This window comes from Halovibrio variabilis (assembly GCF_007991175.1).
In the GTDB taxonomy this organism is placed as follows: domain Bacteria; phylum Pseudomonadota; class Gammaproteobacteria; order Pseudomonadales; family Halomonadaceae; genus Vreelandella; species Vreelandella variabilis.
This window is the reverse complement of sequence record NZ_BJXV01000011.1, coordinates 57,102-70,911: the sequence shown is the minus strand read 5'-3', so window position 1 is coordinate 70,911 and position 13,810 is coordinate 57,102. Positions and strand designations below refer to the sequence as shown.

The window sequence follows — 13,810 nt, the reverse complement described above, 5'->3', positions numbered from 1 at the left end:
GTCCCTCAGACTCAAGCGGTTAGCGCTTCGGAAAGGCGGTTCAATCGACCACGTACCGACCCGTCAATGACGGTGTCGCCAGCACGTAGGATGACGCCACCAATAAGCGACTTGTCCACCTGAGTAGTAATGGAGATTTCGCGATTCAGACGTTTCTTGAGCGCCTTTGCGAGCTTGGTCTTCTGCTTACTGTCTAGTTTGTAAGCGGAGGTGACATTCACTTCAACACGCTGCTCGTGCTCGGCACGTAGGTGCTCGTACTGCACAGCGATTGAGGCCAATGACATCAGCCGACCTTGGTCTGCCAGAACGTTTAAAAAACGCTGCAAAGCGTCGTCCTGCTCGCCTGGCGTCATATCGGCAAGCAGGGACACTTTCTTGGCGTTTTCAAGTTTTGGACTGCTCAGCAAACGACGAACATCGCTGTCAACGACCGCAAAGCTTAAAAAGCTCAGCGCCTGTGACCAGCTATCAAGCGCATCATTATCACGCGCGTATTCAAACGCCGCCTTAGCGTAAGGACGAGCGACGGTCAGTAATTCCGCCATGGTTCACCTCCTTACAGTTCAGCGGCAAGCTCATCGAGTAACTTGCGATGGGCTTGTTCGTCGACCGACGCCTCAAGAACACGCTCGGCACCCAAAACAGCCAGGGAAGAGACCTGGGCACGAAGCTCGTCTTTGGCACGATTGACTTCTTGCTCGATCTCGGAACGTGCGCTGGCGACTAGCCGTTCGCCTTCGGCGCGGGCTTGCTCGCGGGCTTCTTCAATCATCTGGGCAGAGCGTTTGTTGGCTTGCTCAAGAATTTGTGAAGCTTGCTCCTTGCTTTCACGCAGCGTTTGGTCTGCCCGCTCTTGAGCAAGCTCAAGGTCGCGGGTAGCGCGGCTGGCTGCGTCCAAGCCATCAGCAATTTTCTTTTGACGCTCATGAAGCGCGTTGCTGATCGGAGGCCACACATACTTTGTGCAAAACCAGACAAAGATCGCGAAGGCGATCGTCTGCCCGATTAGCGTCATGTTGATATTCACAGGAACGTACCTCTGACAAGTTCGTGGCGACCGGAGTGAAACAAAACCGAGCGGAAAGCCGCCCGGTTAAGCAGTCATTAACCGGCAACAACGAAAATCAGGTACATCGCAATACCAACACCGATCATCGGTACGGCGTCCAACAGGCCGGCCATGATAAAGGTCTTGGTTTGCAGTTGGTCACCCAATTCCGGCTGACGCGCGGTGGACTCAAGCAGTTTGCCGCCCAACAGAGCAAAGCCAATGCCGGTAGCCAATGCGCCCAGACCAATGATGATGGCAGCTGAAAGATAAACCATTTCCATGATGAAGCTCCTGAGTTTAAGTTTTGGTTAAGGGTTGAGGGTTAATGAAAACGTTATTGCTAGGTTAATGGTGTTCGTGCGCAGCGCTCAGATAGACAACCGACAGCGTTGTAAAAATGAAGGCCTGCAGGGTGACCACCAAGATGTGGAAGATGGCCCATGGCACATCCAAGATCCAAATAGCCCAGAACGGTAGCAGCGAGATCAAAATGAAGATCACTTCACCCGCGAACATGTTACCGAACAGACGTAAGCCAAGGCCCAGTGGCTTCACCAGTAAGCCAACAATTTCGAGTATCAGATTGAAAGGGATTAGCGCCCAATGATTGAACGGTGTCAACGAGATTTCTTTGGCAAAACCGCCGGCGCCTTTCACCTTGATGCTGTAATAAATAATCAGACAGAACACACCTAACGCCATACCCATGGTCGCATTGGGGTCAGTCGTGGGGACAATTTTCATATAGTCGACGCCAAGCTTGGCGAACAGCTCAGGAAAATAATCCACTGGAATGATCTTCAGCGAGTTCATCAGCAAAATCCACACAAACAGTGTCAACGCCAATGGTGCAATCATTGCGTTTTTGCCGTGGAACGTCGCTCGAGTAAGGTTCTCGACAAATTCGACCACCATCTCTACCGCGTTTTGTAGCCCGCCGGGGACGCCCGTGGTGGCTATTTTACCGGCTTTACGGAACACCCAAATAAACAGCAGCCCCATGGCAATCGACCAGCCCATGGTGTCTAAGTGAATCGCCCAGAAACCCATTTCGCGGGCTTCTTCAGCAGAGTGCGCCAGTGACCAGCCATTTTCCGGATGGTTGCCAAAGGTCAAATTCTGCAAGTGGTGCTGGATATAGTAAGTCGATGAGACTTCGTTTCCTGCGGCCATGGAGATGTCACCTCAATCAGTTGTGCGATTTCTAGGCATTAACCAAGGCGTCAGCCAATGCGTTAGAACAACCGCGACATAAGCATAAAAAAATAAAGCGGGGTTTGAGGGAGGCACTACCACAAACACTGCAACAAACAGTGCCACCGTCAAACCAAACTTGCCTGCTTCAGCGCGAAATAAGTGCATCGCGCCTTGGTGGCCGCGTTTAGCGCGAAAAACGCCCATTCGCTGGATAAAAAAAGCCTGAGGCAGCAATGCCACTAAGGCACCCAGCAACACGGACAGTACGCCCGACATTTGCGCCCCTACATAGCCGATTACCATCCCTATTAACGCAATGGCTAACTGGGCGATGGTCAGCCGAACGATATAGGCTCTGCGTCGCTGGGTTTCGTATCGCTGCATCGCTATTGGGCAACTACCCAGCCTCACTGATGAAAACCAATTACGCCACGCTAGTATTCGACAAACTCGGGCAACCAGCACAAATATTGCGCGATTCAAATCTTGCGCGATTATAGGGAAGCGGTATCAGACCTTCAACCGGAGTCGCTTCGATTTTGCCCACTTAAGGAGCGATTTGCGACCAAAGAGGGAAAACCTGCGCTCTTCTTACGCGATAATGCATAGCCTGCTATTTAATGTGGCTTAAAATGCCGTCAAGTTCTTCAAGGCTTGTATAACGTATGGTTAGCTTGCCCTTACCTTTTTGACCGTGATCGATGGAGACCGGTGCGCCGAGCAATTCGCCAAGATGGGTTTCCAGTTTGGCTACATCGGCGACTTTCGCTTGTCGGCTAGGCGGTTTGGTTGGCGCTTGGCCGGTTTGTACCTTTTTGACCAGCGCTTCGGTAGCGCGCACGGTCATATCGTTATTGACCACTTCATGCGCTACCTGACGTTGCTGGGCGCTGTTGAGCGTTAACAACGCCCGCGCGTGGCCCATATCCAGATCACCGCGTTCAAGCAGGGTTTGCACTTCGGGGTCGAGCGCCAGCAGGCGCAGCAAATTAGCTACCTGGGTACGCGATTTGCCCACCGCATCGGCAATCTGCTGCTGAGTCAATGCAAATTCGTCACCCAGGCGTTTAAGCGCCATGGCTTCTTCAATCGCATTGAGGTTTTCACGCTGAATATTTTCGATCAGCGCCAGCGCTAACGCCACTTCATCGCTGACTTCGCGGATGACGGCAGGAATGACGTCTAATTCCGCTAGCTGGGCGGCACGCCAGCGGCGTTCACCGGCAATGATTTCGTAACGATCCACGCCGATCGGGCGCACCACGATAGGCTGCATCACGCCCTGGGCACGAATGGAGTCCGCCAGCTCTTCTAGCGCTTCGGGCTGAATATCACGGCGCGGCTGGTATTTACCGCGGGTCAGTTGGCCTAACGGCACACGTTCAAGGCGATCTTCAACGGCTTCGCCGGAAGCGTCGCCGGGCATTGCGGGCTCTAAAGGCGCGTCGCTACCGGCAGGTTCTAAGCTGTCACGGCGACGGGCACCGGCACCAATCAGGGCATCCAGGCCACGTCCCAGCGCAGGTTTACGCGTCATTCGCTTTCCCTCATTGTTGACAGCGTTACAGTGAAAGACGACGAATCATCTCTTTTGCCAGCACACGATAGGCCTGGCTGCCTCGTGAGAAGCGCGCGTATTGCGTCACGGGTAACCCATGACTCGGCGCTTCGGCGACTTTAACGTTGCGTGGAATCGTGGTTTTTAACAAGATTTCACCGAAGTAGTCGCGCAACTGTTTGTCGATTTCCCGCGTTAAGCTGGTGCGCTTGTCGTACATGGTGCGCAAAATACCCGCAATGGCGAGGTCAGGGTTCACGTTTTGCTTAATCTGCTCGACGGTATCAAGCAGTGCCGATAACCCCTCTAGCGCGTAAAACTCGCACTGCAACGGGATTAACACGCTGTCGGACGCCGCCAGAGCGTTGACGGTGAGCATATTCAACGACGGTGGGCAGTCAATTAACACCACGTCATACTCATTGGCCACCGACGCAAGCGCGGTGGTTAAGCAGCTCTCGCTTTTGTCGCGGTCTAAAAGCTCAACTTCGGCGGCAGTAAGATCACCGTTACCGGGCAACACGTCGTACTTTACCGCCAGCTTTTTGACAATGGCCTCAGCGGCCGTTGCTTCGCCCAGCAACACATCCAGCACACTTTTACCGAGCGCATATTTGTCGATGCCGCTGCCCATACTGGCATGGCCTTGGGGGTCAAGATCGACTAACAGCACGCGACGGTCGAGCGTTGCGAGACTGGCCGCCAGGTTAACGGCCGAGGTGGTTTTGCCCACGCCGCCTTTTTGGTTGGTCAGGGCAATGATCTGGCTCACTTACTCAACTCCTTCCTGGGGTCAGAATCAACGTTCAACATTCAGCTTTCAACATTCAGAACCAACAGTTGCCGCTGAGCAGTTTCAAAGGGAACTGCCAGCAGATGACGCGCGTGTAATTGAATACCCGGGGGTAGATCGTGCAGTTCGTCGTCCGCTCCCGGTCCCTTCATGGCAAGCCATTGGCCGTTGTCGGCGGGTAGTTTACGGGTAAGCGTGACAAAATCCACCAGGCTGGCAAACGCCCGGGAAATTAGCTGATCAAAACCGGCCGCTGCAAACTGTTCCACCCGTGCCTGAACGGGGGTCACGTTTTCAAGCCCTAGCTCCATTACAGCCTGGCGCTGGAAGCGTACTTTTTTGCCGTTGCTGTCTAGCAGCGTCACCGCAAGCTCAGGCGCCAAGATAGCCAATACCAGCCCGGGCAGCCCAGGCCCCGCACCAACGTCGAGTAAGCGAGGCCCTGATACAAAAGGCATGACGGCGGCGCTATCCAGCACATGGCGCGACACCATTGTGTCAATATCGCGTACCGCCGTGAGGTTATAAGCTCGGTTCCACTTGTGCAACAGTGCTAGTAAGCCTAGCAGCTGTTCGCGCTGATGCCCGTTGACGCTTAAGGCTAATTGGCTAAGTCCTTGATCCAGACGTGGCGCAACGCTCGCAGGTAAACTTTTTATCAGCGCGGTAAGCGAGCTCATCCGTTAACGACCTCAGCCGTTGCCACCAAGCGACGCTTTTTGAGATGCACCAGCAAAATCGAAACCGCCGCTGGCGTGACACCTGAAATACGCGCCGCATGAGCGAGGGTTTCCGGCCGCGCTTCAGCCAGTTTTTGGCGAATTTCGTGGGACAAGCCTTCCACTTTCAAATAGTCCAACTCTGCCGGCAAGGGCGTCGCTTCATGGCGTTTGAGTTTGTCGATCTCATCCTGCTGACGTTCAATATAGCCTTGATACTTAGCTTGAATTTGCACTTGCTCAGCGACATTTTCATCGCTGACTCGGCTGCCTTCAATGCCCGGCAAATTGGCCAAATCGCGGTAACTCAGTTCAGGGCGTTTGAGCAGATCGCTCAGACGATACTCACGGGTGAGCGGCGCACCGGTTTTTTCAGCCACTTTTTCGGCGGCTGGGGTCCCCGGTTGAATCCATAGCGTGCTTAGCCGCGCGTTTTCTTGCTCGATGGCTTCGCGTTTTTGACTAAACGCTGCCCAGCGATGGTCGTCGACAAGACCCAGCTCGCGACCCGCAGCGGTCAAGCGTAGATCGGCATTGTCTTCGCGTAGCAGCAAACGATACTCCGCACGGGAAGTAAACATGCGGTAGGGCTCTTTGGTGCCCATGGTAATCAGGTCGTCGACCAATACACCCAGATAGGCTTCATCACGGCGTGGGTACCAGGCTTCCAGCTCTTGAGCACGACGGGCCGCGTTCAAGCCGGCTAGCAGGCCCTGGGCGCCGGCTTCTTCGTAGCCGGTCGTCCCGTTGATTTGGCCAGCAAAAAACAAGTTGTGGATAAATTTGGTTTCCAGCGAGTGTTTTAGGTCGCGCGGATCAAAAAAGTCGTACTCGATGGCATAGCCAGGCCGGGTGATATGGGCGTTTTCCAAGCCCTTGATGGTGCGCACCAGCTGAATTTGCACGTCAAACGGCAGCGAGGTCGAGATCCCGTTGGGATACAGCTCGTGCGTATTTAAGCCTTCGGGTTCAATAAACACCTGATGGCTGGATTTATCGGCAAAGCGATGAACTTTGTCTTCGATTGACGGGCAATAGCGCGGCCCAACCCCTTCGATCACGCCCGAATACATCGGTGAGCGATCAAGGTTTGCCAGAATCAGATCGTGGGTCTGCTGATTGGTATGCGCTATGTGGCAGCTGACCTGCTGGGGGTGCCGATCTCGCGAGCCCAGGTAGGACATCACCGGCGTTGGCGTATCGCCTGGCTGCTCTTCCATCTGGGAAAAGTCAACGCTTTTGGCATCAATGCGCGGCGGCGTGCCGGTTTTTAACCGGTCAACGCGAAACGGTAATGCCCGCAGCCGTTCGGCCAGCGCATTGGAAGGCGGGTCGCCCGCTCGGCCGCCTTTGCTTTGGTCCATGCCAATGTGGATCACGCCACCTAAAAACGTCCCGGTACTCAACACAACGCTGTCGGCGTGAAAGCGAATGCCGGTTTCCGTAACAACGCCACGCACGGTGTCGTTATCCACAATGAGATCGCCAGCGGCCTGTTGGAAAAGCGTTAAATTTGGCTGGTTTTCCAACATGCCACGGATAGCGGCTTTGTAAAGAATACGGTCAGCCTGAGCACGGGTTGCCCGAACGGCTGGTCCCTTGCGGGCATTGAGCACGCGAAATTGGATACCGGCTAAATCCGTGGCAAGCCCCATGGCGCCGCCCAACGCATCAATTTCCTTGACCAAATGGCTTTTGCCGATGCCGCCAATCGCGGGGTTACACGACATTTGACCCAGGGTTTCGATGTTGTGGGTGAGCAGCAGGGTCTGACAGCCCATGCGAGCAGAGGCCAGTGCGGCTTCAGTTCCCGCATGGCCACCGCCGATGACAATCACGTCAAAGCGGTCGGGGTAATTCAAGAGACACCTCGTCTTGTGCCTATCGGCACGGATGATGTGAGCCGGTGCAGTCAGCTCCAGACATGAGCACCGTAGATCAATGAGCGGGGCAGTATAAACCCCCTGTGGGTAACCGTCAGGTTTTTCCACACCCGGATTCACCAGAGAGGCTCTATTAATAACAACATAAATATAAATTAAAAGAAGTTCTGTAAATGTTGTAATTACTAGGGTGGACAATTTCTGTGTATAAGCGATTTATTGCTATTTTTTTCAACAGTTTACTTTGTTGACTTCTACATGTTTGAAAGCGGGACTGCCTGGGTAGAAGGGGGGTTAAGCCTGTGGATGAAATAGCGCTTTATCCACAGAGATAGTTAAGCACCTTTTATCCACCGGCCAGTACCTGGGTTGTTACCGCACCTGTGAACAACCGTGGCGGGATGTGGAGCTAACGCTAAGAGACTCGCAGGATAGGCCTTACAGAGGTATAGAGGAGCAAAGTAAAAAAAGTTTATCCACAGGCAAAAAAATGGCCTGTCACGTGGACAGGCCGGTAAAAAACGCCATTTAGCAGGGTCAAACATATTATTTTGGTGCCGAGTGCAGGTCTACGCGAGGCGATTAAGTGATGACATTTAGTGTTTAAGTACCCGTGCAAGGAAGGATTGGGTGCGCTCATGTTGCGGCGTATCGAACAGTTTTTCAGGGGGGCCCTGTTCAGCAATTTCGCCTTTATGAATAAAAATAACCCGGTCGGCGACTTCGCGGGCAAAGCCCATTTCATGGGTAACAATCACCATGGTCATGCCCTCTTTGGCCAGCTCGCGCATGGCATCGAGCACTTCACCGATCATTTCCGGGTCAAGCGCCGATGTGGGCTCGTCAAACAGCATAAGGCGCGGTTCCATGGCCAATGCGCGGGCTAGCGCCACACGCTGCTGCTGGCCGCCTGAGAGATGGCTGGGGTACTTGTCGGCTTGGTCGGCGATACCCACACGGTCAAGCAAGCGTTTGCCGCTACTGATGGCGTCATCACGACTCAAACCGCGTACTTTCATGGGGGCTAGGGTAACGTTGTCGAGCACACTGAGATGGGGGAAAAGATTGAACTGCTGGAACACCATACCCACTTCGGTGCGAATCTTTTGCAGCGCTTGGGTGCTCTTTCCATAGGGCAGCAGTTCGCTGCTATCGACGACCAGATTGCCCGACTGAAACTCTTCCAAGCCGTTTATACAGCGGATCAATGTCGATTTACCCGAGCCACTGGCACCGATAATTACGACCACTTCGCCAGGCACAATGTCGAGGTCGATGTTGTTGAGTACGTGCAGGCTGCCAAAATGCTTATTGAGCTGCTGCATACGCACAATTGGCTGCGTTGTATCGTTCATTACGCGTGTCCTTATTGTCCAGCCAGGCCTCTGCGCTCTAGCTGGCGCAGCAGGATTGAGAGCGTCCAGGTGATCGCTAGATACATCAGCGCGACCATGAAATAGACCTCAAGGGCGGTGAAGGTAGTGGCGATATAAATTTGTCCCTGACGTACCAATTCACCAACGCCAATGACTGAAAACAGCGATGTGTCTTTGATACTGATAATGCCCTGATTACCCAATGCGGGGATCATACGCCGGAAGGCCTGGGGCCAAATGACATAGCGAAACGCCTGAGTGCGGGAGAGTCCTAGCGAGAGCGAGGCCTCGCTCTGGCCGCGTTCGATAGACTGAACGCCGCCCCGGACTATTTCAGAGATGTAAGCCCCCGAGTTGACGGCAATGGCGGCGATACCGGCGACCAGGGCGTTAATGGGGCTTCCCAGGAGCTGTGGCAAGCCGTAAAAAATAAACAGCACTTGGACCAGGATGGGGGTACCGCGGAAGACTTCAACGTAAACAATCGCTGGCCAGCGCAACCAGCGCAGTGGGCTAATGCGTAATAGACCAAAGAAAATACCGATAAAAAAACCAATGGCGAGGCCGCCAAACGAGATCAGTAGCGTCCAGGGGATGCCCGGTAATAGATGGGGAATAGACCCGAACGCTGCCGACCAATCAAACTGAAAGGTGACTTCCACGCACAATCTCCTAAAATAAAAAACAGTTAACAAACGCAGCAGGGCCGGGGGCTGTGGCCACCCGGCCCTGTAACGTGATTACCCTATCCGCGAGTTGTTACTCTCACTCTTCGCTAGGTGCTTCACCAAACCACTTTGCGTAAATTTCGTCGTAGGTGCCGTCTTCTTGCATAGCGGCGAGGGCTTCATTGGTGGGTTCTACCCATTTGCTGCCTTTGTGGAAGACGATACCGTATTGTTGGCCTTCATAGAGCGGGCCAACGACCTTGGTGCGGCCTTCTCCACGGGTTTGCGAGAAGTAAGCAACATTGGGGGCATCATAAAGAACAGCATCGACGTTACGGCCTAACAGCGCCATGTACATGTCGGCAGTAGCGGGGTAGGGGGTGATGTCGGCGTCATCGCCTAGCTCTTCTTGAAGAAAGTCGTAGCTAGTCGAGCCGATTTTGGTCGCTACACTGTGCCCTTCCAGGTCTTCAAGGGTAGAAATATCGTCGTTATCGGCGCGCACGATTATCCGCAGACCCGAATCGTAGTAGGGGTCGGAAAAGTCGACGACCTCCGCGCGTTCTTCGGTAATGGTGGTACCGGCAATGGCGATCTCCTGATTACCGGTTTGCACGGCAGGAATAATACCGGAGAACTCCATGGTGGTGAGGTTGACTTCAAAACCGGCACGGTCGGCTACTTCGTTGATGATATCCATGTCGAAGCCGATCATTTCACCGGTTTCTTGATCCATCATTTCAAACGGCACAAAACTTGGGTCAGTGGCCACATTAACGGTGGGTGTTTGTGCCATGGCGGCTGTGACACTGCCAAGGCCGAGTGCAAGCGCCAGCGACGTTTTAGTAAGACTGAGTGGTAATACTGTTTTCATACGTTTCCCCGTGTTTTTGGAGCTTATAGCAGAGTTAAGCACGATGAGCTGTGTCAATAACCCTTGTAAGCCGTTGTTGACCTATCAACCTTGGCGAGAAACCGACAAGGCGTCAAGTCACGGGGGGCGTTATGAGCCAACGCTGTTTAGACCATAAAGGAAGCGCCGCAGCCGCAGGTGGTGGTAGCGTTGGGGTTTTGTACTCGAAAACGTGCGCCTGCCAGGCCCTCTTCGTAATCGACGGTGGAACCGACCAAATATTGGTAAGAGAGGGGATCGACCACCAAGGCAGCGTTACCAAACTGTATGATGGTGTCATCGTCGGCGACATTGTCAGCAAAGTCGAAACCGTACTGAAAACCCGAACAGCCGCCACCGGTCACGTAGACCCGCAGCTTTAAGGCCGGATTATTTTCTTCTGCAATCAGTGCGTTAATACGTTTGCGTGCACTGTCAGACAAAAGTAGTGGTGTTGGTATAAAGGCTTCTGCACTGCTCATGGGTACCTCCCGCGAGCTTAAAGAACGAATAAATCGGCATTGGGTAATGATTATGGGTAATTCCCAGCAAATTGGTCAACTATTGCCGGGAATGAGTTGTCTCTGCCTGCTGGTTTTGCGAGGTATTTAAGGCAACAGCGCGGGGGCGGTGAGGCCGGTACTCTCTTCAAAGCCAAACATCAGATTGAGATTTTGAATTGCCTGACCCGAGGCGCCTTTGACCAGGTTATCAATCACCGATAACACCACGACCGTGTTGCCGCCGCTGGGGCGGTGGACCGCTAGGCGACACGTATTAATCCCTTTGACACTGCGCGTTTCCGGGTGGCTCCCTGCGGGCATCACATCGACAAACGGCTCATTGGCGTAGCGCTTTTCGAAGAGTGCCTGGAGGTCGCCGGGGTCGGCGTTTAACTGGCCGTATAGCGTCGCGTGAATGCCGCGGATCATCGGCGTCAGGTGGGGCACAAAGGTTAACCCAACCGCGGATTGCTGAATATCCTTAAGCCCCTGGCTAATTTCCGGCAGATGCCGGTGGCCGCTCGCGCCGTAGGCTTTCATCGATTCACTGGCTTCGGCGAGCAGTGACCCCACCTTAGCACCGCGGCCCGCCCCGGTAACGCCAGATTTACAGTCGGCAATCAGCTGCTGGTGATCTATTAGCCCCGCTTCCAAGAGTGGCAAATAACCCAGTTGAACCGCCGTGGGGTAGCAGCCGGGTACGGCAATTAGCTGCGCAGTTTTGATGTTATCCCGGTGCATTTCGGGCAGGCCGTAAATGGCCTGTTTCAGCCGCTCAGGCGCGCCATGCGGCTGGCCGTACCAGTGGCTCCATTCGTCTGCGTCGCGTAGGCGGAAGTCGGCCGACAAATCGATCACCCGGGTGCCTTTATCGAGTAACTCACCGGCAAGCACATGGGCAACGCCGTGGGGAGTGGCGAAAAATACCGCATCCAGGGCGCCTAGCTGTTGGGCATCTGGCTGGCTAAAAGCCAGCGTGTCGTAATGGCCGCGCAGGTTAGGATACATATCGCAGACCTTGACGCCTGCTTCTGAGCGCGAGGTAATCGCGGCGACGTTGACGTGGGGGTGCTGGGCGAGTAGCCGCAGTAATTCAACGCCGGTGTAACCGGTACCGCCGACAATGCCGACCTTAATCACAAATAACTCCTTGCGGGTTACGCAGAACGATTTTCAAAGCTGTTTTTACATTTGTATCTAGTGTAACAGCCTAAGCGGATGACTGAGGGCTGTCGAAGCGTATCTAGCTATGATACACAAGAGGATAAATAGATAAGACCAGTCAGACCAAGAGAATACTCAGACCCAGGTAAAAATACTAAATCCAAAACAAGGAAGGTCGCTGTGGCGCGTTTTTCCCGTTCGGATTTCACTCTCGAGAGTTTCCGTCGCCAGTTGGCCAATGTCGACGCGCTTCCGCAGCTGTGTGTGTTGGGGCTTGTCTCCGGGGTGATTACCGGCGCTGTGATGGTGGCGTTTCGGCTGCTGTTGGAAGCCGGTGCTGCGCTGTACATGACCGATGGCGACCCCGAGGCGTTTGAAAGCATGGCGCCGTGGCTGCGTTCGCTGCTACCCATGGTAGCGGTCACCATCGTTGGGCTGCTGCTTTATCGCCAAAAGCCTGCGGCGCGCAAGCTGGGTGTCGGCCATGTCATCGAGCGGTTAACCTACCATCAGGGGCGTTTTCCGCTTCGCAACTGGCTCAACCAGTGGTGGGTCGGGGTGGTAGTGGTATTGGGCGGGCTTTCTGCGGGCCGGGAAGGGCCAGCCATTCATTTAGGCGCCGCCGCGGCCAGCGGGCTAGGCCAGCAGATTCGCCTACCCAACAACAGCCTGAGAGTGCTGGTGGCGTGTGGCACCGCCGCGGCTATTTCAGCGTCCTTCAACACCCCTATTGCCGGGGTGATCTTCGCCATGGAAGTGGTGATGATGGAGTACACCCTGATGAGCTTTATGCCCGTCATTTTGGCCTCCACAATGGGCGCTTTGGTGGCGCAGCTGGTTTATGGCAATGAGCCTGCTTTTCGCATTCCTGAGGTAGCACTGGGCTCGTTGGTTAACCTACCGTGGATTGTGGTCACCGGATTGGTCATTGGTCTGCTCGCCGGTCTGTTCATCCATATTTCGCGCAGCGAGCGAGTACAAGCGTGGCCGCTCTGGGTGCGTTTGGGGCTGGTAGGTATCGCCACTGGCGCCGTCGCTTGGTGGTTTCCCCAGGTGCAAGGCATTGGTTACGACAGCGTAGCGGCAGCGCTTAACAATCAGCTGGAAATCAAAGTGTTAGTGGCGCTAATGATTGCTAAACTGCTGCTTACAGCCCTTACGGTGGCGGGCGGCGTGCCAATCGGTATCATTGGCCCGCTGCTGGTTGTGGGCGCCGCCACTGGCGCCCTGTTTGGTTTGTTGGGTGCCTGGTTATGGCCAGACAAAGCGGCTAATCCAGGTATTTATGCCATGCTAGGAATGGCCGCAATGATGGGGGCGGTGTTGCAAGCGCCACTTGCCGCGCTGATGGCGCTTTTGGAGTTAACTCACACGCCGAGTATCATGCTTCCTGGAATGTTGGCGGTGGTCGTTGCGTGCCTTACCTCGCGTCAGCTTACCGGTTGCGAAGGCTTTTTTATCAGCTCGGTGCGTTACGGACTGCACCCTCTCCAGCAACCCTTGATGCAGGCGCTCTCACGGGTGTCGGTGCCCGCGGTAATGGAGCGAAAACTGGTGCGTACCGCGCGAATGATTACCCCGGACCAAGCGCGCTTTTTGCTTGAAACGAATCCGGTATGGCTGGTGATTGAGCGCTCAAGCGAAGAAAAACCGGTGCTGGCGCTAAAAGCCGCTGAGCTGGCGCGCTGGCTACTTGAGCACGATGAGGCGCTGCAGGGGAAAGAGCCGCCTGAGGATGAACTTATTGATCTGCTGGAAATCCCTGGGCAGCGTTTAGAGCTGGCGCCGATTGGCTTGCAAGCCACGCTTTCCGAAGCGTTTTTAAAGCTTCAGGATAATGCCCTGGGAGCGCTGTATGTCGTGCATGGACACTCCCCTAAGCAGCGGCGGATTTCAGGTATTATCACGCGTGACGCCATTGAGCGTTATTATCATTACACTGACCCACGTAGAGCCGAGGCCCGTGACACTGATAAACGCAAACAGGACTCATCACATTAAGG

At 54.4% G+C, this 13,810-nt stretch carries 15 protein-coding genes; 1 reads left to right on the top strand and 14 read right to left on the bottom strand.

The genetic code is table 11. The annotated features are described in order from the left end of the window. Positions 1-11 precede the first annotated feature (11 nt). From HVA01_RS10800 to argC, 14 genes are all read right to left on the bottom strand, one after another. Complete coding sequence (locus tag HVA01_RS10800; RefSeq protein WP_146875427.1) at positions 12-548, bottom strand: F0F1 ATP synthase subunit delta; 537 nt, start codon at positions 546-548, stop codon at positions 12-14. Positions 549-559: 11 nt separating this feature from the next. Beyond that, positions 560-1,030: a F0F1 ATP synthase subunit B gene (locus tag HVA01_RS10795; protein ID WP_146875426.1), complete on the bottom strand. Its 471-nt coding sequence runs from the start codon at positions 1,028-1,030 to the stop codon at positions 560-562. A 77-nt stretch (positions 1,031-1,107) separates the two neighbouring features. Then, the gene (atpE, locus tag HVA01_RS10790; RefSeq protein WP_007112217.1) at positions 1,108-1,335 is read right to left on the bottom strand and encodes a F0F1 ATP synthase subunit C; all 228 of its coding nucleotides are present in this window, start codon (positions 1,333-1,335) and stop codon (positions 1,108-1,110) included. 64 nt (positions 1,336-1,399) lie between these two features. Further along, positions 1,400-2,227, bottom strand: a complete 828-nt coding sequence (gene atpB, locus HVA01_RS10785) for a F0F1 ATP synthase subunit A (RefSeq protein WP_146875425.1) — start codon at positions 2,225-2,227, stop codon at positions 1,400-1,402. Positions 2,228-2,239: 12 nt separating this feature from the next. Next, positions 2,240-2,635: an ATP synthase subunit I gene (locus HVA01_RS10780; protein WP_146875424.1), complete on the bottom strand. Its 396-nt coding sequence runs from the start codon at positions 2,633-2,635 to the stop codon at positions 2,240-2,242. A 229-nt stretch (positions 2,636-2,864) separates the two neighbouring features. Beyond that, positions 2,865-3,788, bottom strand: a complete 924-nt coding sequence (locus tag HVA01_RS10775) for a ParB/RepB/Spo0J family partition protein (RefSeq protein WP_146875423.1) — start codon at positions 3,786-3,788, stop codon at positions 2,865-2,867. Positions 3,789-3,813: 25 nt separating this feature from the next. Further along, positions 3,814-4,581: a ParA family protein gene (locus tag HVA01_RS10770; RefSeq protein ID WP_146875422.1), complete on the bottom strand. Its 768-nt coding sequence runs from the start codon at positions 4,579-4,581 to the stop codon at positions 3,814-3,816. A 41-nt stretch (positions 4,582-4,622) separates the two neighbouring features. Further along, positions 4,623-5,282, bottom strand: coding sequence for a 16S rRNA (guanine(527)-N(7))-methyltransferase RsmG (gene rsmG / locus HVA01_RS10765; protein ID WP_146875421.1), 660 nt, complete (start codon positions 5,280-5,282; stop codon positions 4,623-4,625). Then, the gene (gene mnmG, locus HVA01_RS10760) at positions 5,279-7,183 is read right to left on the bottom strand and encodes a tRNA uridine-5-carboxymethylaminomethyl(34) synthesis enzyme MnmG (protein ID WP_146875420.1); all 1,905 of its coding nucleotides are present in this window, start codon (positions 7,181-7,183) and stop codon (positions 5,279-5,281) included. The genes rsmG and mnmG overlap by 4 nt, the downstream gene beginning before the upstream one ends. Before the next feature lie 617 nt (positions 7,184-7,800). Beyond that, positions 7,801-8,559: an amino acid ABC transporter ATP-binding protein gene (locus HVA01_RS10755; RefSeq protein ID WP_146875419.1), complete on the bottom strand. Its 759-nt coding sequence runs from the start codon at positions 8,557-8,559 to the stop codon at positions 7,801-7,803. Between the two features lie 11 nt (positions 8,560-8,570). Then, positions 8,571-9,242: an amino acid ABC transporter permease gene (locus HVA01_RS10750; protein ID WP_146875418.1), complete on the bottom strand. Its 672-nt coding sequence runs from the start codon at positions 9,240-9,242 to the stop codon at positions 8,571-8,573. A 103-nt stretch (positions 9,243-9,345) separates the two neighbouring features. Next, entirely contained in the window at positions 9,346-10,122 is a 777-nt protein-coding gene (locus tag HVA01_RS10745) for a transporter substrate-binding domain-containing protein (RefSeq protein WP_146875417.1), read from the bottom strand. Positions 10,123-10,268: 146 nt separating this feature from the next. After that, positions 10,269-10,622 carry an iron-sulfur cluster insertion protein ErpA gene (gene erpA, locus HVA01_RS10740; RefSeq protein WP_146875416.1) on the bottom strand — a complete coding sequence of 118 codons (354 nt, stop codon included), beginning with the start codon at positions 10,620-10,622 and terminating at the stop codon, positions 10,269-10,271. A 126-nt stretch (positions 10,623-10,748) separates the two neighbouring features. Continuing rightward, the gene (gene argC, locus HVA01_RS10735; protein WP_146875415.1) at positions 10,749-11,783 is read right to left on the bottom strand and encodes an N-acetyl-gamma-glutamyl-phosphate reductase; all 1,035 of its coding nucleotides are present in this window, start codon (positions 11,781-11,783) and stop codon (positions 10,749-10,751) included. Positions 11,784-11,987: 204 nt separating this feature from the next. Between argC and HVA01_RS10730 the strand changes: the two genes are divergently transcribed. Continuing rightward, positions 11,988-13,808: a chloride channel protein gene (locus HVA01_RS10730; RefSeq protein WP_146875414.1), complete on the top strand. Its 1,821-nt coding sequence runs from the start codon at positions 11,988-11,990 to the stop codon at positions 13,806-13,808. Positions 13,809-13,810: the final 2 nt, after the last annotated feature.